Below are 26,766 nucleotides of genomic sequence, written 5' to 3'. Positions count from 1 at the left end.
ACAGCTCTGAAGGATCCTTCAACCGATCGCTTTGGCTTTAACTGATCGGCATTACACATAACAGTGGCTCTTTTTCATTACCAACCGTAATTTTACTTACGACGGTTTTTAATTCGCTTCATCATAGTCAAACGACGTTCAGCGCTTGCTTGATCTTGTGGCTCTTCGTTCGCGTTGTTCTTACGACCCTGACGGTTTTTGTAAGCCGATTTAGTGTTCAGCTTCTCGATGTAAGCATCACGTTTCTTCGGTTCGTAACCCGGTTGTTCAACACGGCGAATACGTTGTTGAATCAGTTTTTCAACTTGAACAACAGTCAGCTCTTCTTCGCGGTTAACGAAAGAGATTGCGTGACCTTGTTTACCAGCACGACCTGTACGGCCAATACGGTGAACGTAATCTTCCGCTAGGAAAGGCATGTCGTAGTTAATTACGTGTGGTAAGTCTTCGATATCAAGACCACGAGCTGCAACGTCGGTTGCTACCATCACACGTGCTCTACCTTCTTTGAAATCATCCAAAGCACGACGACGAGCACTTTGCGCTTTATCACCGTGACAAAGTACCGCTTTAATACCGTCAAGCTTAAGCTCTTTAACTACATCATTCGCTGTTTCTTTATAGTTCACGAACACAAGCACTTGGCGCCAGTTTTTACGGCCAATAAGCTCAGAAAGCAGTTCAGTTTTACGTTCTTGATCCACTGGGTAAACCACGTGACCAACAGTAGCAGCCGTAGAGTTTTCGCGCTCAACACTAATACGTTTTGGTTTACGCAGAATATCAACAGACAGTTGGTTTAACTGAGTAGAAGTCGTTGCAGAGAACATCATGATTTGCGGTGATGTTTCTACATCCAACATGATCTTACGAACGGCATTGATAAAGCCCATATCAAGGATACGGTCAGCTTCATCAAATACTAGGAATTCTAGGTTAGCAATAGACACGTTACCCGCTTCTAAGTGCTCTTCTAAACGGCCAGGGGTTGCAACCAAAATATCCACACCCAGTTCTAGTTGACGAACTTGTGAAGACATCTTGTTACCACCGTAAACCGCAGAAACGCTTAGATCCGTGTATTTAACGTAGTCTTTAATGTTTTGAGCGATCTGCGCAGCAAGCTCACGAGTTGGAGCAAGAATAAGGCCGCGAGCCGTTCCTCTAGACGCTTTTTTACCGCTGTTCAAAAGGTGTTGAATAACAGGCAATGAAAATGCCGCTGTTTTACCCGTGCCGGTTTGAGCAGTAGCAAAAATATCATGGCCTTTACGAGCCATTGGAATCGCTTTTTGTTGAATTGGAGTGAGTTTTTCATAACCACACTCAGTCAACGCTTTGACTAATTCAGGAGCAAAACCTTGAGAGGAAAATGACATTGTTACGGGTTCCTTAAGCAGACAGCCTACATTCTTATTTCAGCCGAGCACTATAAAGTAATTAGAGTGATTTATCTCACATTTATCGTGATATAACGCAAACTTTCTCATTTAATCTGGTGTTTATCCCGCCTTCAACGAGGTAAACACCGAGATCATCAATTCAAACAGTAAAAATGGCGCTATTTGATGCCACACAGCTTGAGTAGAATCTGCTCGAGATCGTCCCAAGGCATTAACTGCGAGTCGATCACTTCAAGACGAGACTCAAAGCCATCAAGGGAAATTTCATTCACTGACACCACTTGATTCGCCACGTTAAACGCATAGCAACCTTGGTCAGTATTCACCACGGCTTTTACACGCTCAGCCGTTAGCTCCGACAACATTGAGAATAGCGCATCGAAGTCAAACTTATGCTCTGCGCCAAACAACCAACCACAACTAAAATAACCCTGCCCTTTATTCTCTTTACGGATAAACGCTTCACCGGGAGGCAGTTGGAATTGAGGCTCTTGTTCAGCGTGGTCATGATGATGCGCTTCAAGATGAGAGGAAGCACTGCCGTATACTCTTTCAATGTCCAACACTTCCAATGGCACTTCACCATCGTGAATTAGCTTATGGAAGACTTTTGCTGGCGTTTGATCCGTCACCCAATCATTGAACACATCGATGTCTTCAGAATGAACAAGGTCAACCTTAGTACCAAGAATCACATCTGCACTATTTAGTTGATCATTAAAATTCTGATTCGAGGTGTACTTTTCATTAGACAGATTTCGTGGGTCAACCAAACCAAGCGTCGCTTTTAAATCGACATATGGTGTGTACTGATCGGAAGTCAGTGTCGCTATAACCTGTTTAGGGTGACCAAGCCCTGTCGGCTCAATCAATAAACGGTCTGGCTTTTGGCGAAGTAAGGCATTAATACCCACTGACATAGGCACGCCCGCAGTACAGCACATGCATCCACCCGGCACTTCTTTAATCAAAGCGCCTTGATCTGTCATCAATGCACCATCAATGCCGATTTCCCCGAATTCATTAACCAGAACAGCCCAGTTTTCATTCTCAGGTTTATTTTTTAGCAGGTTCAAGATGGCTGTCGTTTTACCAACACCCAAGAAACCCGTAATGATGTTTGTAGGAACTTTTTTAGTCATATCAGTTCTCCTTTTTAAGGGAGTATATACTCAATCACCAAAAAGTTGACCCCAATCGATTGTTTACACTGAGATTCGTTAATAGAGGTTGGCGCGAAAATAATCAGAAGAGATAAAGCAGTAGAAGCGGAATGAGGAAATGGGATGCTCCAGACGAACTAAAGGCGTACTTACTCAGTACGCCTCACCCTCGTTACTCAATCGTGAGTTCGCGAATCAGGAAGCCTTAAATATCGACCTGAACATTTAACGAGGAACTAAAACTTTGTTTCTGAATCCATCCAAATTGTGTGTAAAACCTCACTTCTCCTTGCGGTTCGTTATGTTGCTTTACGATTTAACTATGGTTCATTTTTGGGGATATTCAAGCCGCCGCCAGAGAATCGATCAAAATTGTGACGGTGATTCCACTATTGGCCATAGATTCCATTTATGTAACACGTACATTCAATAAATGAAATTCAACTTTTCAACTTTGTTGCTATAGGATATGCAGAGGAAGCGTATAATTTAATGCAACCCCGCCTTAACTCATTCAGGAAACTTATCTCTATGACCAGAAGAGAGAAAATTAAGCAGTCCTTATTAGCCAAAATGCCAAGGGATGCTATTAATCAATTTCTCTCAAGAGATAAGACCCCAGCTTCGGTTCTCTTCCTTTCTTGTATTGTGGGTGTACTGGCAGGTGTAGTGGGTACCTATTTCGAAGTTGCGGTTCATTTCATCACAGAAACCCGTACCGATTGGCTAAAAGATGAAATCGGTAGCCATCTACCACTGTGGCTTGCCGCTTTCCTTATTAGTGCTGCATTCGCCTTTATTGGCTATTTTCTCGTTCACCGCTTTGCTCCAGAAGCTGCCGGTTCAGGTATCCCTGAAATCGAAGGTGCAATGGACGGCATGCGCCCTGTTCGATGGTGGAGAGTATTACCCGTAAAATTCTTTGGCGGCATGGGCGCGTTAGGCTCTGGTATGGTTTTAGGCCGCGAAGGGCCAACCGTTCAAATGGGCGGCAGTATCGGTCGTATGGTCACAGATATCTTTCGAGTCAAAGATGATGACACTCGCCATTCACTGTTGGCTTCAGGTGCCGCTGGTGGCTTAGCCGCCGCATTCAATGCACCGCTAGCTGGCATCATGTTTGTGGTTGAGGAGATGAGACCACAGTTTCGCTACTCACTCATATCAATCAAAGCCGTCATCATCTCAGCAGTTTCGGCCAACATTGTATTTCGCTCTATCAATGGTCAATCAGCCGTTATTACAATACCTCAGTACCAGCCACCTGAACTCGACGCACTTTGGTTGTTCTTGCTGTTAGGTGTGTTGTTCGGTCTGTTCGGTGTAATTTTCAATAAGCTGATCACGCTTTCCCAAGACCTGTTTGTGGCGATACACAAGAATGACCGTAAACGCTACTTGATGACAGGTACCCTACTTGGTGGTTGCTTTGGCTTGTTGCTGCTCTATATACCTGAATTAACTGGTGGTGGTATTGGTATCATCCCGAACATCACGAATGGCAGCTACAGCGCCAATGTGTTGCTGTTGATTTTCTTAGGCCGAGTCCTCACTACCCTGCTTTGTTTCGGCTCTGGTGCGCCCGGCGGTATCTTTGCACCAATGCTTGCGCTAGGAACACTCTTTGGTTATGCGTTCGGGCTTATCGCGGCGGCATTCTTTCCTGAACTGAATATTGAACCGGGTATGTTTGCCATTGCTGGCATGGGAGCCTTATTTGCTGCCACTGTTCGAGCGCCTATCACTGGCATACTGTTGGTTATTGAAATGACCAATAACTACTACCTGATCCTGCCGTTGATCATCACCTGCTTAGGTGCGGTAATCATTGCTCAAATGTTGGGTGGGCAGCCAATTTACAGTCAACTGCTTAACCGTACGCTGAAAAACGAAAAACTAAGACAACAAGATCTCCCTCAACAAGAGAAAGTACGTTAATTACAAATGACTCATGAAACAAAAGCACATATTCAACGTGCTTAATCTCCCGATTCCGTATCAAAATCAAAAAAGCAAACGTTAAACTTGGTATCATCCACTCAAAATTAGTTGAGTGCCCTCAAAATCTATTGATGAAAGGCCTACACACTCTAAATAAAGCAAATATTCTAAAAGTCTTTAATTAACTAAGTCGGAGTAAGTCGTTGAACTGGAGAAGATTAACCCAAGTAAAAAATGTGCCGCCATCTCAGGCGTCTTTAGCACTTGGCGTTATTGGGTTAGGACAAGCTTGGGCGTTATATATCCCGGGCATTGGTGAGATAATTCGTCCCTACCTCGCTGCATTCGGCGCGCTATTATTGCTGCCTGTTTTACTGCGCTATTTAACGAGCTTTAATACCTTCCTTAATGACATTCGCCACCCGTTAAGTGGAAGCTTGATGGCACCAATGAGCATGGCTTTACTGATTCTGTGCGACTATTTAGCCGAGATATCGCCAGCTATCGCCTACCCAGTTTGGTTCTGCGCGCTATTGCTGCACTTTACCATGATGGTGTTGTTCTTTAGTTTTCAGATCATCAACTTCAAAATGTCGAACATTGTACCGAGTTGGTTTCTGTATCCGGTCGGTTTGATCAGCAGTTCCTTAGCTGGCACACAGTTCGGGCACACCGTATTTTCAGAAACACTTGCGGTCACTTGTATTGGTATCTATTTCCTTATGTTGCCAGTGGTGTTGTACCGCTTGGTGTTCGAAGGCAACCTTCCTCGCCGAGCAAGACCAACACTCGCTATCATGGCAGCTCCGGTTAACTTGTCTTTAGCCGCTTACTTGGTTAACTTCGACAACCCAGACCCGATTCTAACAGGTGCATTGGCGGGCATTGCCATCACCATGACTTTGTTGATTTACTTGTGTTACATCCGCCTAATGCGTTTGAAGTTCCAACCTTCGATTGCTGCCGTCACCTTCCCATCTGTGATCAGCGCTATTGCCATGCATCGTCTAACTACATTTTTCGGCGCGGAATACCCACAATGGTATTGGCTACACAAGTTTGGTTTCTTTGAGCTAACCATCGCCACCATTCTAGTGATTTGGGTTGCCGGTGGTTACGTAAAAATGTACTGGCCTGAGTTTTTCGATTCCGACTACATGTCCAAGAAGATGAAACGTTCTTAGATAGAAGCGAAAAGATCTTAGCTGAACCATCGTGTTCTGCAGGAGTCGATGATGTCAGACAAAACCAACCAAACCCAAAAAGGCCTCACACTGTGAGGCCTTTGAATAGGCAAGGTATTAATAGTTCAGGCGAGTGTTACTAGAAATGCCGAGACCTATTAGAAGTTAGCGTGAGGGCCGAATACTTCGTAGTGAACGCGTGAACGGTCAACTTTCATTGCATCTAGCTGCTCTACGATGTTCTTCATGAAACCAACAGGACCACAGATGTAGAAATCGCTCTCTTCAAAGCCTTTAGTATCAGAGATAGACGCTAGATCCATTTGGCCTTGATGCGTGTTTTCACATGCAGATTCATCTTTGTTCATGTACCACGTTTTCGCTTCCCAACCTTTGTCGGCAACAATATCTTTAACACGAGTCGTGAAAGAGTGTTGGCCTACGTTCTCACAAGCGTGAAGGTAAAGTACTGGCTCGTTTTTATCTTCCGTGTTTAGGAACTCAAGCATAGACTGCATTGGCGTTACACCAACACCTGCAGAGATAAGTGTTACTGGCTTGCTGCGCTCTTGATACATGAAGTCACCCGCTGGTGCGTATAGGCTAACCTCATCACCAACAGCAACCGTATCGTGTAGGTGGTTAGATACAACGCCTTGTGTCTCTTGGCCTTGTCCTTCACGTTTAACAGAAATACGGTATTGCTTGCCGTTTGGCTTATCAGACAGTGAGTATTGACGAATCTCGCTGTATTGAGAGCCTTCTGGTTTCACTTCGATACCGATGTATTGACCTGGTGTGTAATCCAGAACTTCACCGCCGTCTTTTGGCTGAAGGATAAAGCTTGTTACTAGCGCTGACTCTTCGATTTTGTCTGCAATCACAAACGCACGCGCTGCTTCCCAACCACCAACAGCTTGCTTACGCTGTAGGTAAAGTTCAGCTTCACGATCGATGAATACTTGCGCCAAGAATAGGTAAGCGGCTGTCCATGCTTCTTCCACTTCTGGAGTAAAGGCGTCAGCAGCTAGTTCACGTAATGTCTCAATCAGGTGCAAACCAACAATTTGGTAGTGCTCTGGTTGAATGTTAAAGCTTGTGTGTTTCTGAGCAATACGTTCAACGGCAGTTGTTAACGCTGCTAGATTTTCAATGTTCTTTGCATATGCCGCGATAGCTTCAAACAGTGCTACGCCTTGGCGACCTGTTCTTTGGTGAGTCATATTGAAGATATCTTTCAACTCAGGGTTATGCGTGAACATACGTTGATAAAAATGCTGAGTTAAAGCTGGGCCTGCGCTCTCAAGTAGAGGAATAGTAGATTTGATGATTTCGATATGTGCATTGTTAAGCATGAATTTACTCCGAACACTGAGCCTTATGACCTATATGTCATTTTGACTACTAAAAATTAAGAATGACTTATCGATTTTCTGAAACCTTAGTTATTTTTAGAAACTGAGTTATTTTGACTCGTTTTCATTTCAAAAAATCGCGCAACCTGATTGATTGAGATCAAGAATAGTCTGTTTAATCAGCGCTATAATTGGGCTTCTCTGTATCTTCTGCACAATCAGTGCCAACTTTATCAATCCCCGTCATTACTGGTTTTCTTCTCAAAACTCATCTTATAAAAATGTCAAAAAGACCTTTTTTTTAAGTCAATAAGACTCTATTATGTAGATAAACACACAGTTAGAGTTTTTTATGCAAGATATCTCCGCATCTACCCTCATGGAAATGACCATTGGCCTCGCAAGTGGTGTCAACGATCAAGATCGTTTCAATCGCCTGATCGATGCCATTCGCAAAACCATAACGTGTGATTGTGTCGCGCTTTTAAGCCTTCAAGGCGACACGCTAGTACCTATCGCAATGCAAGGGCTCAGCCGAGATACATTCGGTCGTCGCTTTATCATTTCAGAACACCCACGATTTGAAGAGATCTGCGCGTCTCGCTCTCCTGTTCGTTTCGATGCTGACAGCTCCCTACCCGATCCTTTCGATGGTTTGCTTATTGACCATGATGGCGATTTACCAATGCATGCTTGTATGGGCTTGCCTTTGCTATTTGGCGACAAGTTATTGGGCATTCTGACTCTAGATAGCTTGAAACCTGATGTCTTCGCGAATATTCCGGCGCGGAACCTTGAAGTACTGGCAGCTATTGCAGCCTCAACCATGCAGATGGCACTGACCTTCTCGCAACTTGAGCATCAAGCAAAACAGTCAAAGCAATTACTCGAAGAATTGAACGTAGAAGCGTGGGAACGTGACGGCGGTGAGTTGATTGGTAACAGTGACACCATGGTCGCGCTTAAGAACGACATCGCTGTTGTAGCTCCATCTGAGTTTAATATCTTGATTCATGGTGACACCGGGGTTGGTAAAGAGCTTGTGGCTCGCACCCTGCACCACCAATCTCAACGTAAACGTAACCCACTCGTCTACGTAAACTGTGCTGCAATTTCTGAAAACTTAGTAGAGAGTGAACTGTTTGGTCACGTTCGTGGCGCGTTCACTGGCGCAGACAAAAACCGCTTAGGTAAATTTGCTTTAGCCGATGGTGGCACACTGTTCCTTGATGAGATTGGTGAATTGCCTTTGGCCGCTCAAAGTAAGCTCCTACGTGCGCTGCAAAACAACGAAATCCAACCGGTTGGCCAAGACAACATTCAAACCATTGATGTGCGAGTATTGGCAGCGACAAACCGAGATCTAAAACAAGAAGTTGAAGACGGTCGATTCAGAGCCGATTTGTACCACCGATTGAGTGTGTATCCTATCGCGGTGCCAGCACTGAAAGATCGTGGTGACGACATCAGCCTATTAGCGGGTTTCTTCTTAGAACAAGCGCGTCGTAAGCTTGGTATCAACCAAGTTAAGTTCCGCTCCGACGTTCTTTCTTTCCTAAACCGTTATGGTTGGCCGGGTAACGTGCGTGAACTTGAGCATGTGATCAGTCGTTCCGCATTGAAAGCGTTAGCGCGCAGCACCAATAAAAACCTGGTGACAATCACCAAGGAAGATTGTGGTCCTCTAGACCAAGATCAGCCAATTGCGACGACTCAGGTGAAAAACACACCATTATCGACACCAACGATCGACCTTTCTGCAGGGCTACGTGGTGCAACGGACGATTTTCAACGCAGTATCATTACTGAGGTGTTGGAAGATGCCAACTTTAACTGGGCACAAGCAGGGCGAGTTCTGAAAACAGACCGAGCAAATCTAACTCGACTGTCTAAGCGTTTAGGGCTAAATGTGGCTAAGTCTCATACGATCGAACGGACAAAATAGATATTAGCGGTTTGTTGCGAGCATCTGACAAAACTTGTGTATATAATGCTGCAAATTGTAACGCTAATTTTAAATATGTAGAGAGAGTTATGAAGTTTATCCGTTGGTTCTTAGGTCGTGTCATCTTGTTATTGAATTTTGTTTTCAGCCCACGTGGTGTGAAGCGTTCTCAAGAAGAACAAAGCAAAGTAAATGAGCAAGCAAAAACGCACACGTTATACCAATTCGAAGCGTGCCCATTTTGTGTGAAAGTGCGCCGCGCGATGAAACGTCAGTCGGTTCAATTTGAACTTCGTGATGCAAAAAACAACGAGCAACACCGTGCTGAGCTTGAAGCTGGCGGCGGTCGTGTGAAAGTGCCTTGTCTACGTATCGAAAAAGACGGTAAAACTGAGTGGATGTACGAATCTTCAGATATCGTGACTTACTTAGAAAAGCAGTTTGCATAAGCAATAAAGCAACAAAAGTCAGATACAAAAAATCCCTCGAATGTGAGGGATTTTTTATGTCTGTTATTTGGCGTTAATCGCTTCAAATTGGGCGCGAAAGTTCAAACGACTACTTCGTGACAATCAGCATCAATTCAACACGGCGGTTACACGCCTTGCCTTGCGCAGAAGCGTTCGTACAAGCTGGAACATACTCACCGAAGCCACGAGTATAGATGGAACGACTTGATACGTAGTTACTCTCTAATCGAGCCTTCACTTCTTTTGCTCGCTGCTCTGAAAGCGGATCATTGATTCGATCTGTGCCCGTGTTATCGGTGTGCCCTTCAATCACCACATCAATATCTTGGCGTTGAGCAAGGTAGCTGCCTAGCGTATCTAGCCATTGATTATACGCTGGCTCAGGGAATGCTGAACCTGTTTTAAAGTTCACGTGCTGCTCAAGCTTTACCATCACATGGTTACCCGGCAACACTTCAAAATCGATGCGGTTTTGTCTTAAAAAGACTTCCAGTGGGTCGTTAGTCGAAACGCCACGTCCGTAGTTGGTCGTGATGGTTCTGTGTTGATGAGTGCTACTCTGGATAGAGTACCCACGATTGCTTGCTACATGAGTCGTTTGAACCACACCCCATTCAGGATGCATCAAGTCGTAATCGGTTTGTGGTGCAGTCTCTAGCATGTCACCGCCAAGTAAGTCAGTTGGTGACGTGGCTTCACACCCAGCCAAAGCTATGCTTAACATTATCGCTAAATATCTCATTACTTCACCAACCACTCATGCAGATAAACCATTCACTAATGTCTATATCGGCACCGAGGGAAAAACTTTAGACGAAAAGAAAGCAGAACCCAAAAAAGTGCTGTTGATCACAGTTAACCGTCTACTAGCTTGTCTTCAGCCGCTAGTTCGAACTGTTTGCATTTATTTACCTTATAATTGTTTTCCAATTCGTACTAAATAGTTAGAATCTCACGACTTCTCAACGCTAGAGCAAACATTATGTTTAAACCATTTACTAAATTCATCACAGCACTCGCTGCCGTACTCATTATCGCGGGTTGTAGTGAAACAGACGAGCCACAAAAAGGCGTTCAATACGAAGCGCTTCCTACTGCTCTAACAGAATTTAACTTGTCTCCGATCACTGAAATCTTCTCTCTTAACTGTGGTCACTGCCGTCAAATGGAAAGTGCCATTCCAGAGATTGAATCTCTAACAGACCAAACTATTGGCAAGATGCACGTGACGTTCAACGAAAGCGCTCAAATCAGCGCAATGATCTACTACACAGCAGTGATGCAGCTTGATGCGACGCCTGACCATGCATTCATGGACGACCTATTTGGTGCCGTTCAAATGGGTGCAGATGCAACACCTGAGCAGCGTCAACAAGCACTAGAGACAGCGTTTACTTCTCGTGGTTTGGTTAGCCCATACCAGCTGAATAAAGAACAGCAAGTCGCTCTTTTCGACTACGTTAAGCAAGCAGAAGAGATCTCAGTAAAAGGTCAGATCAACTCAGTACCAACCTTTATCATCAACGGTAAATACCAAGTACTAACAGCAGGTCACCAAGACGTTGCTGGCATTGCAAAAACGATCAACTACCTTTTGACTCAACCATAATCACGGCTTTAGTCAACTGATTAACACATTTTGTATTAACTACGAAATTCAGCACTCAATATAAATAGGTTTTACTATGTCTAAATTTGTCATCCCGGTCATTGTCTTTCTTTTGGCGGGTTTCATGATTTACCGTACTTGGACGAATCATAAGTCTGGCGGAGAAAACTTCGAACAAGGCCAACAATTTCTAATTGAAAACGGCACTAAAGAAGGCGTGATTACGACTGAAAGCGGTCTTCAATACCTTGTTCTTGAAGAAGGTACAGGCACAGAGCACCCAACTAAGAACAGCAAAGTAACGGTTCACTACCACGGTACGCTAATCGACGGCACTGTTTTCGACAGCTCTGTTGAGCGCGGCGAGCCAATCTCATTTGCTCTTAAGCAAGTAATTAAAGGCTGGCAAGAAGGTTTGACTTACATGGTTGAAGGCCAAAAAGTTCGTCTATTTATTCCAAGCACTCTAGCTTACGGTAAAGGCGGTTCAGGCCCTATCCCACCATCATCGACTCTGATTTTTGATGTAGAACTCATCTCTATCAAATAATCGAAGTTACTGATTTAAGCCCCAACATACGCGCTATGTCGGGGCTTTTTTATATCTGAACATTTGAAGCCTCTTTAGATATTGAGCTATTTAGCTATTTAGCTACTGTAACAACGACCAAATATACCCTCGAAAACCGACCACTAGACGACTGGTCTAATTTAACTTATAGTACCGCCCATGAACGAAAAAACGAATGACACACGCCTGCATATTTTAGATGTTGGCTACCAATTAATAGTGAACAACGGCTTTAACGGCGTTGGCTTATCGCAATTGCTTAAAGAAGCGGACGTGCCGAAAGGGTCGTTTTACCACTACTTTAAATCGAAAGAGCAATTTGGCGAGGCTCTGATCCAGCACTATTTTGAGACCTACATCAGCAGAGTTGAAACTATTTTGGTTCATGGTGAAGGCAACCATTACCAGAGAATTGTCAGTTATTTCACTCGATGGTCACAGATTGAAAACGGCACCTGCAATGCTCATAAATGCTTGGTCGTTAAACTCAGCGCGGAAGTTTCTGATCTTTCTGATCCTATGCGCCAAGCGCTATTAAAGGGTGCAGAAAAAGTGACGAATACCATCGAACAGTGCATTGTCGGCGGTATTGAAGATGGCTCCATAAAGGTTGAAGAGAGCCAAGAAGCAGCTCAGAACCTATACTCAATGTGGTTAGGCGCCAGCTTATTGAGCAAGCTGAGCCAAAGCTCACATAGCTTACAGTCAGCTTTGAGCCTTACCGAACGAATTTTAAAAGGTGAAAGCTAATAACGCGCAGCGCGCTTTATTGGCTTTAACTTAAAAAAATCACCCGCCCTCTTATCAATTTGATGACGGCGGGATTTTTAGACAACAAGACTAGACGACTGGTCTAATTCTAAATGTATAAAATACACAATTAAGGACATCCAATGACTCAACAAGACAATCGCCGAATCGTATTGGCTTCTCGCCCAGTTGGCGCACCGACTCAAGACAACTTCCGTTTAGAGACAATAGCTGCGCCAAGCATCAAAGACGGCGAGATGTTACTTCGCTCAGTTTACCTTTCTCTAGACCCATACATGCGTGGTCGTATGAGCGATGCTAAATCCTACGCAGATCCCGTTGCGATTGATGAAGTGATGGTAGGCGCAACCGTATGTCAGGTTGAAGAATCAAACCACGCTGATTACGAAATTGGCGAGTGGGTACTGGCTTACACAGGTTGGCAAGATCTTGGTGTGTCTAACGGTGAAGGCCTTATCAAACTAGGTAAAGAACCAACGCACCCTTCTTACGCGCTTGGCATCATGGGTATGCCTGGTTTTACTGCTTACATGGGCTTGCTTGATATCGGCCAACCTAAAGAAGGCGACACGCTAGTCGTTGCAGCAGCAACAGGTGCTGTAGGCGCAACCGTTGGACAAATCGGCAAACTAAAAGGCTGTCGTGTTATCGGCGTTGCAGGCGGTCAAGAGAAGTGTCAGTACGCGAAAGAGATTCTTGGCTTTGATGAATGCATCGACCACAAAGCTGACGACTTCGCGGAGCAATTGGCTAAAGCGTGTGACAACGGCATCGACGTTTACTTTGAAAACGTTGGCGGCAAGGTATTCGATGCAGTAATGCCTCTGCTTAACACAGGTGCTCGTATTCCTGTGTGTGGCCTTATCTCTCAATACAATGCGACTTCACTGCCTGAAGGACCAGATCGTATGTCTAGCCTGATGGGTATGCTGCTTGTTAAAAGAATTAAGATGCAAGGTTTCATCATCTTTGATGACTACGCACACCGTTACAACGAATTTGCTGTTCAAATGACAGAATGGTTGTCTCAAGGCAAGATGCACTATCGTGAGCACCTGGTTGAAGGTCTAAAAAATGCGCCACAAGCATTCATGGGCCTATTGGAAGGTCAGAACTTCGGTAAGCTTGTTATCAAAACGAACGAAGCTAAATAAATTCAATAAACTGAACCCGTTAACTAGGTAGAATCATGATTACTTTGCATCACCTGAATAAGTCGCGCTCAAAGCGCATCATCTGGCTATTGGAAGAGCTTGGGGTAGATTACCAAATCAAACCCTACCAACGAGACAGTGTCACTTTTCTTGCACCACCAGAACTCAAATCCATTCACCCATTGGGTAAATCTCCTGTCATTGAAGACGATGGCGTCGTGATCACTGAATCTGGTGCTATCACGGAATACCTAATCGACAAATACGGTCAGGGTAAGTTCGCACCTACACGCGGCACCGCAAACTACGTTGAGTATTCGCAATGGCTTCACTTCGCTGAGAGTTCAGGTATTTTGCCAATGTTACTTAAGATCTTTGTGATGAAAGACGGCTGCGAAACTAACTTCCTAGGCGGTTATGCAGACGACGAAAACCAAAAGATCCTCACTTACGTGAATAATGCACTTGAAGGTAAAACCTACTTGGTTGCAGACACACTAACAGGTGCAGATTTTATGATGTCGTTCATCGTAGAAATCGTGGGTAACTTTGGTGCAACTGCGCTTTACCCTAACATCGCTAAATACGGTGAACTTTTAAAGAGCCACCCTGCTTACCAAAAAGCTGAGCAAGTAGAGCTAGAACACTCGAACTGATCGAGTTTCACTCAAACACGTGCTTGCTAGAGTAAACACAAGAAACTAAATGAAGCCAAAGCCGATTTATCTTCTGCTTTGGCTTCTCATTTGTCTTCATTTCGACAACAATACCGAACTCTAACTGAACAGCCATAGAGTTTGATCTTAATGCCAACAAACCTCGCTCAATACACACCTCTGCACCTAGCAAACACGAATGTCGATTTAGCGCTACCGACTCGTTTTACGTTTCCGTATTACTATACCCCGCACCCTGTGTGTGAATTCGCTATGCTGCAGCTTCAGCAATCACTTGTCGACTGTGGTGTGAATGAAACCTCGCAAGGTAATCTCTACGCTGTGCTTCTTGTTCAGAATCCAACCACACAAGGGTTAGGTTACCTTTCTGCGTTTTCAGGCTTGCAGTTAGATCCGGCTTTGGTCTCTCAGTTAAACAACATTCACTTTGTTCCACCAGCCTTCGATTCAAAACAGTTTCAATCTCAAAACAGTGCGAACCTTGCTCGACAATTGCAGCTCTCGGACGACATTGAAAAGCTGCAACAGTCGCACAATCTAGACACATTATTGGCCGAGCTTGAAGGGTTAAAAATCGAATCAGCAAAAGCTATCGAAGCCTTTCAGTTAGCAATGGCCGCAAACAAAGCTCAGCGTAACGAACTCAGAGAACAAGCCAATCAAGAAAAAGCCTTAGGGAATCTAGAGTCAGCGGCGAATTTGCTCAAACAACTGGGCAATCAAAGTAGCCAAGAGAAACGTGACCTAAAAGCACTTCGTATTGAGTGGAAACAGAAGATCGCAGAGCGCCAATCACAAATTGATTTGATTGAAAGCGAACTGAAAAACCGTAAGCAAGATCACCAAGCAGTTTCACAACAGTTGGAAACTCAACGCCTCTCTCACTATCGCTTTATCAATCAAGCCAAGCAATCTAAGAATTTACTCGAGTTGCTCGATGGTAAAGACGCGCTTGAAGGCTCTGGTGACTGCTGCCTACCTAAGTTGCTTAACTTTGCGTTTGAACACGGGTTCAAGCCGTTAGCATTATCTGAGTTTTGGTGGGGATTACCGCCTACAGACATCATTCGACAACACGCAAACCTCTACCCTGTTTGTCAGAGTAAAAGCTTTGAGATCCTCGAACACCAGTTAAGTGGCATAGAGCTAGAAGATAACCCGCTTATCGTGAACCCTGCGGTTGGTAAGTCTTTTAATATTGTTTATGAAGACGATGAAATCGTAGTCGTCAATAAGCCTGAAGAGTTCTTGTCGGTTCCCGGTAAGTTCATCGAAGATTCAGTTTATACCCGCATAAAAGCGCGTTACCCGGATGCGACTGGTCCTTTGATTATCCATAGGTTGGATATGTCGACGTCAGGTTTGTTGATCTTGGCGCTCACGGCGGAATCAAACAAGCATATTCAGAAGCAGTTCATTAATAGAACCGTAGAGAAACGCTACACCGCTTTGTTAGATGGCGAGATAACGGGCGAATCTGGCAATATCAGCCTTCCTTTGCGCGGCGACATCACGGACAGACCAAGACAACTGGTTTGTCACCAACACGGCCGAAATACAGAGACCCATTGGCAAGTGGTTAGCACTCACAATGGCAAAACCAAGGTTCACTTGTACCCTAAAACAGGGCGAACCCACCAGCTGCGAGTGCACTGTGCTCATCCATTAGGGCTTGGTGTACCTATTCGTGGTGACGACTTATACGGATACAAACGCGAGCGCTTACACCTGCACGCTGGCTACTTAAAGTTGATTCACCCGACAACCGGTGAATGGATGGAGTTTGAAGTGCCTTCCGAGTTCTAAACTCTAACTTATCGAGCTAAGACTCTTATCTCACTCAATATTTGATCTCATAAAACGCATCAAGGTTCTACAACTGCTTAAGGTATAGAACCCTGATATTTAATTTTAATGTGATTATCACAGTTCATTAGCGTACTTTAGTTACTGAGTTCAATACTGCAGACGCCTAGCCCATCACATCTTTGCGCTGGTCAACACATTCGAAAGAGCCCATTTCGAACTCGCGACAGATCCATGGTCGGTTTTCGTAGATAGTACACATCAGTGTTTCTCTATCTACCGCAGAACACCAGCCGTCGTCTAAGCGCTTCATGGTTTCACCGCCCCATTCATCATAAGCGATGTGCTCTTCAGGTACGCCCGTATCTGTGATGATCATAACCTCTAAACGACAACAGCATGCCTGACAATTTGCACAGGTTACTTCGGGTTCGGTTACGTTCTTTATATCTATCGTCATAAGTGACTACACTGCTAAATTTTGCGTATAGTAATCGAAACCGCCCGCTACGGCTAATAAAGATAGTGCGGCGCGGCGTTTTCATTGATGTAGAAATAACAAAGGGCGCTGTGATTCACTCACAACACCCATAATATTTCGACTTTTCAGCGCGGCTTATCGCCACAGGCTCTATTTAGAACAGGCTCGCGAAGAACAGCTTAACGTAGTCTATTAAACGTTTGAACAAACCGCCCTGTTCAACCGCTTCAAGCGCGATCAAAGGCTGAGTTTGAACATCTTCGCCATCAACGGTGTAATGAACCACACCTAGAGTTTGACCTTCTGCAATTGGCGCTTTCAGTTCAGAGTTAAGCTCGATAGATGCAGTCAGCTTTTTACTGTCTGACTTAGGCAACGTAATGAACGTGTCTTCTGCCACACCTAATTTCAATGTGTCTTGCTCACCAAACCATACCTTCTCTTCAGCCACTTGATCGCCGCCTTTATGCGGGTTTAGTGTATCGAAGAAACGGAAACCGTAGCTCAACAGCTGTTTGCTGTCTGATTCACGGCTCTTAACGCTTGATGCGCCCATCACAACCGCGATAAGTCTCATCTCACCTTGTGTCGCTGAACTCGCCAAACTGTAGCCAGCACCAGAGGTGTAGCCCGTTTTCATGCCATCAACGGTTAAGCTTCTATCACGCAACAAGCCATTACGGTTATGTTGAGTGATGCCGTTGTAACTGAAAGAGCGTTCGCTGTATAAGCCATACACATCCGGTAAATCACGAATAATGGCACGACCGAGTAACGCGATATCGTAAGGAGTCGAATAGAGGTCGTCTGCATCCAAACCATGTGCATTGGCAAAATGGGTGTTTTCTAGCTTCAGAGAGGTAGCCCAAGAGTTCATCAGGTCAACGAATGCATCTTGTGAGCCTGCAACATGCTCTGCAATCGCAACGCTAGCATCATTACCGGATTGAATAATCAAGCCACGATAAAGATCCATCATTGCTACATCGGTGTTTACTTCGATGAACATTTTTGAAGAGTCTGGGAAGTTCTTCGCCCACGCGTTCTCACTGATTCGTACCTGATCATCAGCAGAGATGTTGCCTCGCTTCATCTCTTGACCTGCCACATAACTGGTCATCAGTTTGGTCAAGCTTGCTGGGTTTAACTTCGTATGTGCGTTTTTTTCTACCAGCACATCACCAGAATTAAAATCAATTAACACATACCCTTTTGCGCCTAGGCTAGGTGGGCTTGGTACTATAGAAGGTGCTGCGATAGCTGCATTACTTACCATCGCGGCGTTACTTACAATGAATATACTTAATAGAGGGAGAGAGTATTTGGAAAACAGTTTCATTGAATCAAACCTAAGTTAACGTTTTGAGCAGTATAGACAAATGCTAGCAAAAGAAGCGCGAACTTTACGTTGCTTTACGTATTTGTACCATTCGTTACAAATAAAAAAGTATAATCTGCGATCTGACCATATTTTCCACAACTAATATTTACTCCACGAATGCATTCAACGCCTAATGCTATCGCTCAGGCATGCGTCTAAATAACATTTCAACAAAGCCAGTAATACGCTGTTTGCTCTCGCTTGGCTCTAAATCAGGTTGGATGCCAGACTGTGCTAATGCTTGCCATTGTACGACCTCTGAGTTAGGTACGAAAAACGCAATGTACAACGACCCTTTCTCCGCGACTTTACCTTCACCATCGTAAAATGGCACACCAGTAGATAGCCTAATCGCATCGAAGATAGACTCATCGTTCAGTTCCGATTCTTCCGCTAATCCAAAGCCTACAACAACATCACCGACACCATCCTGCTTTAACTGATAACCTTTACTTGAGAGCTGTTCTTGAATCGAATCACGCACTAAATCGGTTACCACGGTTTCATCGTATTTTTGAGAAAGGTAAACCTTTTCTGACTCAGGGTGCCAGGAGTACGTCATCACGCCGTGTTTCATGAAACCAAAGTCACCGCTAGTGACCACACCATAATTGTGTGTGGGTGGTATTTCTTGCGTAGAGCATGCGGTCAGCCCAATAGCCATCAAAGCCATCAAAGCCAATAGTGCTGCTTTTTTTATGCTTTTTGTTGCACAAATGGATCGTTTTATCATTCGAGGCTTCCTTACCTATATAAGAATAACTATCAATTCAACCTCCAACATAAATAGTAATTATGTTAATAGAAAGGTCATTAAACGTTTGCGTAATCGCTAACCTTCACCTCTGTCTGTTTTGGGGGTTTAATCACAAAAACAGAGTTGGTATAGTTCTCCCCGTTAAACAAAACCAGACCATTCGAGGCACGGAGCTTCCTCAATCATCTCATGAAGAGAAGAATTGGTACCGACAAAGTATCGGCAAATTTAAGAGGGTCAAACAATGGAATTCAATATGGTTGAAATTTTAGGTTACGCTGCGTCTATTATGGTCGCAATTTCATTAACAATGAAAGATATCGTTCGTCTGCGTGTCCTTAACTTTATTGGCTGTGCACTCTTCACAGCATACGGCATCATGATTGACGCATGGCCAGTTGCAGCCACCAACGGCTTTATCGCTTGTGTAAACATCTACTTCCTTGCAAAAATGCAAAAGGAAAAAAAAACGGAAGCGATGAAAGCAGCGAAAGCTTAAATTAACGATTAGCCTTTCAAATAATTCTGAAAAAGCCCAAATAGAGCGATCTATTTGGGCTTTTTTGTGTTTGTCGTTCTCAAGAGCTCGATTTGTGTGAACAAAACTTTTCAATTCAATGAGGCTTTCAACCGATCATATGTAAGCAACGTGATATTCGTTCTCTCGATACGCTTGAGTGTTGTTACGTCCACTCTCTTTTGCTTGATAAAGCGCTTTGTCGGCTTTATCGATAGCGGTTTCAATGTCAGTCAGTGCTTGAGCATGGCAACAACCAGCGCTGATTGTTACTGGCGACACTAAGCCTTGAAGTTGCTCAACACATAACCGTAACGCCTCTGATAATTCGAATAACTCATGTTCATCACAATCAAACGTCACCAAAATAAACTCTTCACCGCCATAGCGCGCAATCAAGCGACGACGATTAACAAATCTCTTAAGTGACTTTGCGACCGCACAGATAACCCTATCGCCTTGAGCATGACCATATTGATCGTTGACCCGTTTGAAATGGTCAATATCAAGCAAAATGACGCCGACATTCGTTATCGGATAAGGTGACTTCTGAGTAATTTTCAGTTTTAGCTGCTCGATAAAACTCCGTCGACTAGGAAGCCCAGTAAGGTAATCGAGGCTAGCCACATCTAAGAGCTTTAAGTGACGATGTCGCAAATAAAGCACCAGAACAACAATGATACTCAGTAGACTAACAACCAACGTCATCAAACTTGCCAACAACAAGCTGTGGTTTTTGTTGAGCTCTTGTTCTAAGACACCAGCAGAAATAACCCAATTAAGATACGGATAAAACTTGTAGAAGATGTTTTTACTCGTCGTGCCATCTGCCGTAGAGATAGAGTAACTAAAGTGACCTTCAGGTTCATCGGCGACTTTATCGATAAGCAACTCTGAAGAGTCATCAATCAAGGTTTTTAAGTGCTCGTGTTCAAAGTTAGGTTGAAGGACTAACGTGCCTTGTAAATCAACGATATATACATAGCCACTATCGCCATACGAGTACTTTCTCAATTTGTCTTTAAGTGCTTCGAGATCAACCAGGTACATCAGTTCATCTTTATAGGTGGTCGCCACCAATGTATTGCCACTCGGTAGCCTCACTGAATATGCGACCTTCGCACGCTTGCCAACTTCATGTGGATTGGCGTGCGAGTATTGGGTCATTCCAGACTGTAAGCTCAGTTGTTGTTGAATATGGGTTAAATGCGCGCGATTTTTCCCTTGTAAAAACGGGTGATATAGATGAATACCTTGTGGTGACATCAGGTAGATATAACCAGACTCTCCAATCACCAATTCGTTGGCAATTCGAATGACTTCTTCAACTTCTTGTTCTGGAGAGACACGCAGTGCGTGAGAGGCGACGGTATCAGTCACACCTTTTAGATAGGTTTTGATCGCTTCGTTGACTGTGGTGTCTACGATGTCGTAACTCGCGTTCACAATAGTACGAAAGAAGAATTGGTTGGATTCTAATAGTGATTCTTTCGTTCGGTTGAATTGAACTGCAGAGAGGAGCAGAGAAACTACGGCCAGCACAATTGAGAAACTAAGAATGTATTTACGTCTGACTTTCAAGATTACCCCGTAGATTTATAATTTCAGGTAACGCTGTGACTTCTCTTATATACAGACTGTTTTATATCATGTTTTTATTTTTTACTGAACGAGTGTCGATATTTTTAAGGGTTTCTATACGTAATCTGTGACTTATAACAAAAACGCCGAACTGGATTCAGTTCGGCTTTTTGATTTTACCTCTAGATTGATTACTTAATTGATACTAATTCCTGATAAATAGACTTAAAAGCATTTGTGTTTATTACCTATTACTACACTCTATTGTCTATAAATAGTTTGCTTAGCATTAAATTAAGAACAAACTTGAGTCCAGCTACCATCGCTACCCGGTTCAGAACTTGTCCACCAGTTTGCTTGGTAAACACTACCGTTGTGAACCACTTGGTCTCCTGTGTTTGCATGGCTTGGGTTACCTGCCCAATCTTTCTGAGGTAAGTCTGGGTAAACCGCTAAACCTGCCGTATCACATGTACCTGGATTGGTGCCACCATCGCCAGGGTTACCGCCACCTGAACTGATATCACCTAATGGTAGATCTGGCTGCTCGAAGCTAAACGCGTAATCAACGCCACCGACATTCACCGCGTAGTTAGCAGGGCCAGAAATTGGCAAGTAATACACCATGTCTAACTCATACACACCGCCAGCAGGAAGCTCTTCCCATGTCGGCAACGTAAACGCCACTCGGTGCATGGTTCCATCTAGTCCACCGATGTTATCCGCGCGAGTATGACCTGAAGCAATCACGGTCAAACCACCACCCGATTGATCTTTCGCGTTATCAGGTGCAGATACTGGGATATCGAATTGGAACTCAGTTCCACCCGGAAGAGCTTGCCCTGTGTTGTTCGTGAACGTGATCTTAGGGTTGATTGGGTAGTTTTGGTCACCGACTTTGAAGCCACCAACCGATACCGCGATATCTAGCGCTTCTGTTGGAATAGCACCCGTCGCTACTTTGTTTCCATATGGTGTTGCAGACTTAAACTTATCGTAGATAGCTTTCGTCATGGTGTTACCCATGTGGAACTCACCGTTACCGCTGTTACACGCTTGCTCAGTCGTATCGATAGAGCTTCGGTTGCCATTCGCATCGAGAACATAACAGTTATAATCCCCTGCTAGTTCCCAGAACATAATGCCGCCGATCTCTTTGTCGATAACGTAGTCCGCTTTCACGTCGATAGACTGTTTATCTTCTGTTGAAAGGAATACGCCCTTCTCTGCGTTCCACAACCAAGGGGCAACCGCCACACTGTCGTAGTTTCTCGTGTAAGTGCCCGTTAGAACATCTGAAGGATCATTCACAGGATCAAGCTTGTAAGCTTCAGCGTAAGAGCCCCAAATACCCTTCTCTAGGTTCTTCGCGTGCCACATAGGGTTAGAACCCGCGCCCATTTCGTTACCTTTTGGATCGGTATCGTGCCACATGTTGTCGATACCAATAGCGCCATGGCCACAGTTGTTTTTCTCGCCTTCACCCGTACCCGCTGAACATTCAGATTGGTTTGGCAGTGCTGCTCGGCCCCAAAGACCATTCTCACCACCCGTTACGCCTTGCCAACCACGAGTGTAGTAAGGCACACCGATGTTAATACGGCCTGCTGGCATAGAACCACGGAAGTAATGGTAAGCCCAATCCGTGTTCAGATAACCAATACCACCGTAAGCCGCCGTGTCGTATACGTTCCACTGCGCTAGCTCTGAATCTTTACCCGTATCAAACAAGGCTGCGTTATGACCTACGTGATCGTTCCACGCACCGTGAAGGTCGTAAGACATGATGTTTACGTAATCGAGGTACTTGGTTACATCGAATGTTTCCATACCGCGTAATAGGTAACCAGAAGAAGGCGCTGCGATCGTTAACATGTAGTGATTGCCATCTTGCGCAGACGCCGCATCGAGCTTCTCACGTAGCACTTTCATCAACACTTGGTACGACGCCCACAGGTATTGACGACGCGGCTCCATGAAGTCTTTGTCGTATGGGTTACCTGCGCCAGCCATAGAAGTTGGGTATTCGTAATCGATATCTAGACCATCGAACTGGTACTTACGCAGCATTTCGACCGCTGAAGTCGCGAATGTTTCGATACCTTGATGGTTGATAGAACCATCAGCATTGGTCGTCATGGTGTAGAAACCACCATCAGCCACGCGGCTGCCATCAGTCGCGAAGTGACCACCTGTTTCAGCCCAACCACCGATTGAGATTAACGTTTTCACGCCGTGTTTTTTCTTCGCTGTCGCTAATGCACCGAAGTGACCTTTGAAGCCTAATGCCGGATCAACTTCCACACCCGGCCACTCTTTACCAACCGCTGCGTTATTTGGATCGTTTACATCACCGACGTTTACTTTGCCATCTGAACCGATGCTCACGAAAGCGTAGTTAATGTGTGTGAGTTGTTCCCAAGGAATATCATTTACTAGGTAAGCAGCTTGTGGATCATCCCCTGCACGCCAACTTGTGAAGTAACCAATGACACGACGGGGATGGTCTGCGCCCATTTTCTCACGGCCTTCATCATCGTAAATTGTACAGTAAGGAACATCGACACCTTGAGTTTGATATAAGCCATCAGGGCGACATGTGCTCACTGTTGGAGCGCCGTTCACGGTCAAAGATGCCAACGCAGAATCTGCAGTCGCACCTTGGTCGTCTGTTGCTTTCGCGTAAACCGCTAAAGAACCCGCTTGAGTTGTTTTGTAATCTAACGTGTAAGGGCTCGTTGCAGCAGTGCCCACAAGAGCACCCGCTACGTAGAAATCAACCTTATCAACCGTGCCATCGCTATCTGCTGCCGTTGCTGTCAGTGTGACTACACCACCAACATCAACAGATGTCACTGAAAGTGCAACTGAAACTGTCGGTGCTTCATTCCCTGGTTGTGCTGAATCAACAGAAACAGAAACCGCACTTGCAACACTTGCTGCGCCTTCATTATCCGTTGCAACAACAGAAACCTGATGATTACCCGACGTTGCAGCCCAAGTCGCTTCGAAAGGTGCCGCTGTGACTACCGCAACAGATGCGCCATCAACAAAGAACTCAACCGAAGCCACACTGCCATCAGAATCTAGTGCTGTTGCACTCAATACAACATTATCGCCTTCAGTAATCACGTCAGAAGCAGAGGGTGCCGTTAATGAAGCCGTTGGTACTTCATTTGGCGTACCGCCACCTCCGCCACCACTACACACATCAATCTTTTTCCATTGTGCATAGTCACCCTCAAATTGGCTCGGGTTGTTATTTTGATTCCAGTAATTCGCTGAGTACGCGCTGCCGTCATGTGAAACCTGATCACCACCGGTGTACACCGTGGCGGAATCCCACGCTTCTAACGTTGAACAATCCACAGCCGCGTAGCTGTTGAACGCCATTAAGCATGACGCGGTGAGAGTACTGAGTGTAAAAACCTTCTTGGCCACTCTTCCTTGGTTTAGGTGCATGTTAGCTGTCCCTTAAGTTATTGTTTCAAGATGCTTAATTTAAGTGTCATATTTCTCATCACTTAAATCTCTTCGCAAAACAACTGTAGGTAACAGTGCCAATTTAACACCTAAAATATTCGATATTTATAAAATGACTCGCATTAATTTGTTTATAGCATGCAATGAGTCGACACTTATTTTGCACGAACAACTAATATTAAATTTATTTCGGTACGCTAAAAAATATCGCCTAATTCGTATCCTTAATTACAAAACTCTATTCATATCTGCTTTATTTGTTCGTTCTGAAATTTCGTTTTAAAACTAACCAAAAGGGATTGATTTCGCCGTAGAACTGATTTCTTTTCTAAATTTGCCCACTTTTCCTTAACAATTGTGGTAGTATCGCGGATTTTTTTGACGAACCTCACATTTCCAATGCAAGTGTGGGAGAAATACATAGGCTCGAAAGAGCCAAATATAGCGAAGAAATAATGTCCAACTTGACGCAAGTCGCCAACGAAAACATCAACGCAGAATCTACTTCTATCGATTTCAATAAAGCTCAATCTTTGGGTGAAAAACTGGAACTCGGAAACCCAGTCTTTTGGCTTAGTGGCAGTTTTTTAACCCTCTTTGTCATCCTAGCCTTCACCAACACCTCCGTGTTGTCCGAACTTGTAAACATCGGCTTTAGTTATTCAACTAAATGGTTCGGTGCTTTCTGGCAAGTCCTACTACTTCTCAACTTCATTATCGGTTTAGTGCTTGCACTAGGTCGCACTGGCCACGTTCGCTTAGGAACGCTTGCCCTACCTGAAATGACCACCTTTAAATGGATGTCTATCGTCCTATGTACGCTGCTAGCCGGCGGTGGGGTGTTCTGGGCAGCCGCAGAGCCTATTGCTCACTTTGTTTCAGCTCCGCCACTGTATGGCAACGCAGATCCTCAAGCGATGGCGTTCAATGCTCTATCACAATCTTTCATGCACTGGGGTTTCCTTGCATGGGCAATCTTAGGTGGTTTGTCTTCCATCGTGTTAATGCACTTGCATTACGACAAAGGCCTTCCTCTTAAGCCTCGCACTCTGCTTTACCCAGTACTTGGCGACAAAGCGATTAACAGTTGGGTTGGTAACGTTGTCGACGCATGCAGCATCGTGGCTGTAGCCGCAGGTACTATCGGCCCTATCGGCTTCCTTGGCCTACAAATCAGCTACGCACTGAGCGAACTGTTTGGCATTTCAGACAGCTTTGCAACTCAAAGTGTTGTTATTATCTTTGCTATCGCAATGTACACGCTTTCTGCTTTGAGCGGCGTGAACAAAGGTATCCAACTGGTAAGCCGTTACAACATCATCTTGTCTGTGTGTCTAATCGGCTACATCCTTCTTGTTGGCCCAACGAGCTTCATCGTTGATGGCTACCTGCAAGGTATGGGCGAAATGGTTGATAACTTCATCCCAATGGCGCTATACCGCCAAGATACAGCATGGCTAGGTGGCTGGACTGTGTTCTTCTGGGGTTGGTTCTTAGGTTATGGCCCAATGATGGCGATCTTCATTGCTCGCATCTCACGTGGCCGTACTATTCGCCAAATGATCGTTTCTATCAGCATCGTTGCACCGCTTGTAACGTGTTTCTGGTTCAGCATCGTTGGTGGTAGCGGTTTAGCGTTTGAATTAGAGAACCCAGGTGTGATCTCTAGTGCATTCGAAGGCTTTAACCTTCCTGCTGTGCTACTGGCCATTACCGCTCAACTGCCGTTCCCGACTTTGATTGCAATTCTGTTCCTGATCCTGACGACCACGTTCATCGTGACAACAGGTGACTCAATGACTTACACAATCAGTGTGGTAATGACGGGTACGACAGAGCCAAACGCAGCGGTACGTACCTTCTGGGGTATCATCATGGGTGCGGTAGCGATCACACTTATCTCGATGGGTTCAGGCGGCATCTCCGCTCTACAGTCGTTCATTGTAATCACAGCGGTTCCGGTATCGTTTATCTTGCTCCCGAGTCTATGGCACGCGCCGAAGATCGCGAAGCAGATGGCAAGAGATCAAGGTATCGCTTAATACCTGACCCGATTTAGTTTCGGGTAGCGTAGCGTTAGAACCGATCGTGACGTTGTCAGCTATCAAGGTACGCCCCCAACTTTCAGGATTAGGATCTGGCTTGCCCTCTTTGAATAAGTCGTTGGCAAACATGACTCCGTGACCAACAAAGCAGTCACTTCCAATGGTCACATACTCACAGATAAAGGTGTGAGATTGAATCTTGCTTCTCGCACCTATCACGGTGTTCTTTTGATTCTCAACAAAGGGGCCAACGAACACATCATCTTTAAGCTCACAGCCATAAACGTTACTTGGCTCGATGATAGTGACATTCTCGCCACAGGTAATATCAGTAATCTGTGACTTTAATACTCTTGGACTTGCCATACTTCACTTCCTCTCGACATTAGCGTCACAATTCAACCTAAGAGATTGTGCCGTAAGCATTAAAGTGCAGCAAATAGATATGTTGAGAGTTGGCAATGGATCAGAA

At 44.7% G+C, this 26,766-nt stretch carries 22 protein-coding genes; 12 read left to right on the top strand and 10 right to left on the bottom strand.

Annotation, left to right across the window (positions count from 1 at the left end; genetic code table 11):
* Positions 1-92: 92 nt before the first annotated feature.
* Together AB6E52_RS15830 and AB6E52_RS15825 are read right to left on the bottom strand one after the other, a co-directional pair.
* On the bottom strand, positions 93-1,379 hold the full coding sequence (locus tag AB6E52_RS15830; protein ID WP_019821956.1) for a DEAD/DEAH box helicase: 1,287 nt from the start codon (positions 1,377-1,379) through the stop codon (positions 93-95).
* Between the two features lie 182 nt (positions 1,380-1,561).
* Positions 1,562-2,545, bottom strand: a complete 984-nt coding sequence (locus AB6E52_RS15825) for a GTP-binding protein (RefSeq protein ID WP_102320763.1) — start codon at positions 2,543-2,545, stop codon at positions 1,562-1,564.
* Positions 2,546-3,097: 552 nt separating this feature from the next.
* On the opposite strand from AB6E52_RS15825, the gene clcA reads away from it, so the two are divergent.
* Together clcA and AB6E52_RS15815 are read left to right on the top strand one after the other, a co-directional pair.
* Positions 3,098-4,504: a H(+)/Cl(-) exchange transporter ClcA gene (gene clcA / locus AB6E52_RS15820; protein ID WP_102320762.1), complete on the top strand. Its 1,407-nt coding sequence runs from the start codon at positions 3,098-3,100 to the stop codon at positions 4,502-4,504.
* 239 nt (positions 4,505-4,743) lie between these two features.
* Complete coding sequence (locus AB6E52_RS15815) at positions 4,744-5,691, top strand: TDT family transporter (RefSeq protein ID WP_017062635.1); 948 nt, start codon at positions 4,744-4,746, stop codon at positions 5,689-5,691.
* Between the two features lie 158 nt (positions 5,692-5,849).
* On the opposite strand, the gene hmpA is transcribed toward AB6E52_RS15815, so the two are convergent.
* Positions 5,850-7,046 carry an NO-inducible flavohemoprotein gene (gene hmpA, locus AB6E52_RS15810; RefSeq protein ID WP_017062636.1) on the bottom strand — a complete coding sequence of 399 codons (1,197 nt, stop codon included), beginning with the start codon at positions 7,044-7,046 and terminating at the stop codon, positions 5,850-5,852.
* A 352-nt stretch (positions 7,047-7,398) separates the two neighbouring features.
* Here hmpA and norR point away from each other — a divergent pair, with 352 nt between their 5' ends.
* Together norR and AB6E52_RS15800 are read left to right on the top strand one after the other, a co-directional pair.
* A complete protein-coding gene (gene norR / locus AB6E52_RS15805; RefSeq protein WP_017062637.1) occupies positions 7,399-8,991 on the top strand; it encodes a nitric oxide reductase transcriptional regulator NorR in 1,593 nt (530 codons plus the stop codon).
* Positions 8,992-9,080: 89 nt separating this feature from the next.
* Complete coding sequence (locus tag AB6E52_RS15800; protein WP_017062638.1) at positions 9,081-9,440, top strand: glutaredoxin; 360 nt, start codon at positions 9,081-9,083, stop codon at positions 9,438-9,440.
* 109 nt (positions 9,441-9,549) lie between these two features.
* On the opposite strand, the gene AB6E52_RS15795 is transcribed toward AB6E52_RS15800, so the two are convergent.
* Positions 9,550-10,185 (bottom strand): OmpA family protein, encoded by a 636-nt coding sequence (locus tag AB6E52_RS15795; RefSeq protein ID WP_029235219.1) that lies wholly within the window; start codon positions 10,183-10,185, stop codon positions 9,550-9,552.
* 258 nt (positions 10,186-10,443) lie between these two features.
* Between AB6E52_RS15795 and AB6E52_RS15790 the strand changes: the two genes are divergently transcribed.
* The 6 genes from AB6E52_RS15790 (at position 10,444) to AB6E52_RS15765 (ending at position 16,049) form a co-directional block, all read left to right on the top strand.
* Positions 10,444-11,070, top strand: a complete 627-nt coding sequence (locus AB6E52_RS15790) for a thioredoxin domain-containing protein (protein WP_017062641.1) — start codon at positions 10,444-10,446, stop codon at positions 11,068-11,070.
* A gap of 76 nt (positions 11,071-11,146) precedes the next feature.
* Positions 11,147-11,620 carry an FKBP-type peptidyl-prolyl cis-trans isomerase gene (locus AB6E52_RS15785; protein ID WP_017062642.1) on the top strand — a complete coding sequence of 158 codons (474 nt, stop codon included), beginning with the start codon at positions 11,147-11,149 and terminating at the stop codon, positions 11,618-11,620.
* 180 nt (positions 11,621-11,800) lie between these two features.
* The gene (locus tag AB6E52_RS15780; protein ID WP_102320761.1) at positions 11,801-12,391 is read left to right on the top strand and encodes a TetR/AcrR family transcriptional regulator; all 591 of its coding nucleotides are present in this window, start codon (positions 11,801-11,803) and stop codon (positions 12,389-12,391) included.
* A gap of 143 nt (positions 12,392-12,534) precedes the next feature.
* Positions 12,535-13,566 carry an NADP-dependent oxidoreductase gene (locus AB6E52_RS15775; RefSeq protein WP_102320760.1) on the top strand — a complete coding sequence of 344 codons (1,032 nt, stop codon included), beginning with the start codon at positions 12,535-12,537 and terminating at the stop codon, positions 13,564-13,566.
* A gap of 35 nt (positions 13,567-13,601) precedes the next feature.
* Complete coding sequence (locus AB6E52_RS15770; RefSeq protein ID WP_017064479.1) at positions 13,602-14,222, top strand: glutathione S-transferase family protein; 621 nt, start codon at positions 13,602-13,604, stop codon at positions 14,220-14,222.
* Positions 14,223-14,372: 150 nt separating this feature from the next.
* Entirely contained in the window at positions 14,373-16,049 is a 1,677-nt protein-coding gene (locus AB6E52_RS15765; protein ID WP_102320759.1) for an RluA family pseudouridine synthase, read from the top strand.
* Positions 16,050-16,215: 166 nt separating this feature from the next.
* Here AB6E52_RS15765 and AB6E52_RS15760 read toward each other — a convergent pair whose 3' ends face one another.
* The 3 genes from AB6E52_RS15760 to AB6E52_RS15750 all read right to left on the bottom strand — a co-directional run bounded on the left by AB6E52_RS15760 (position 16,216) and on the right by AB6E52_RS15750 (position 18,644).
* Complete coding sequence (locus tag AB6E52_RS15760) at positions 16,216-16,509, bottom strand: YkgJ family cysteine cluster protein (RefSeq protein WP_080582263.1); 294 nt, start codon at positions 16,507-16,509, stop codon at positions 16,216-16,218.
* Positions 16,510-16,684: 175 nt separating this feature from the next.
* Positions 16,685-17,869, bottom strand: coding sequence for a D-alanyl-D-alanine carboxypeptidase family protein (locus tag AB6E52_RS15755; RefSeq protein WP_017064476.1), 1,185 nt, complete (start codon positions 17,867-17,869; stop codon positions 16,685-16,687).
* Between the two features lie 178 nt (positions 17,870-18,047).
* Positions 18,048-18,644 (bottom strand): DUF4136 domain-containing protein, encoded by a 597-nt coding sequence (locus tag AB6E52_RS15750; RefSeq protein WP_102320758.1) that lies wholly within the window; start codon positions 18,642-18,644, stop codon positions 18,048-18,050.
* A 268-nt stretch (positions 18,645-18,912) separates the two neighbouring features.
* Between AB6E52_RS15750 and AB6E52_RS15745 the strand changes: the two genes are divergently transcribed.
* Positions 18,913-19,167, top strand: coding sequence for a YgjV family protein (locus AB6E52_RS15745; RefSeq protein ID WP_017068159.1), 255 nt, complete (start codon positions 18,913-18,915; stop codon positions 19,165-19,167).
* Between the two features lie 135 nt (positions 19,168-19,302).
* Here AB6E52_RS15745 and AB6E52_RS15740 read toward each other — a convergent pair whose 3' ends face one another.
* Positions 19,303-20,766 carry a sensor domain-containing diguanylate cyclase gene (locus AB6E52_RS15740; protein WP_102320757.1) on the bottom strand — a complete coding sequence of 488 codons (1,464 nt, stop codon included), beginning with the start codon at positions 20,764-20,766 and terminating at the stop codon, positions 19,303-19,305.
* A gap of 294 nt (positions 20,767-21,060) precedes the next feature.
* Positions 21,061-24,228, bottom strand: a complete 3,168-nt coding sequence (locus AB6E52_RS15735) for a chitinase C-terminal domain-containing protein (protein WP_102320756.1) — start codon at positions 24,226-24,228, stop codon at positions 21,061-21,063.
* 476 nt (positions 24,229-24,704) lie between these two features.
* On the opposite strand from AB6E52_RS15735, the gene AB6E52_RS15730 reads away from it, so the two are divergent.
* Positions 24,705-26,291, top strand: coding sequence for a BCCT family transporter (locus AB6E52_RS15730; protein ID WP_102320755.1), 1,587 nt, complete (start codon positions 24,705-24,707; stop codon positions 26,289-26,291).
* Here AB6E52_RS15730 and AB6E52_RS15725 read toward each other — a convergent pair.
* Positions 26,235-26,660 (bottom strand): N-acetyltransferase, encoded by a 426-nt coding sequence (locus AB6E52_RS15725; protein ID WP_347231776.1) that lies wholly within the window; start codon positions 26,658-26,660, stop codon positions 26,235-26,237. The genes AB6E52_RS15730 and AB6E52_RS15725 overlap by 57 nt on opposite strands.
* Positions 26,661-26,766: the final 106 nt, after the last annotated feature.

It is taken from the genome of Vibrio sp. 10N.247.311.13 (assembly GCF_041467595.1).
Classification (GTDB): Bacteria; Pseudomonadota; Gammaproteobacteria; order Enterobacterales; family Vibrionaceae; genus Vibrio; species Vibrio crassostreae_C.
Note: the sequence above shows the minus strand (reverse complement) of the source record. Positions and strands in the feature narration are given on the sequence as shown.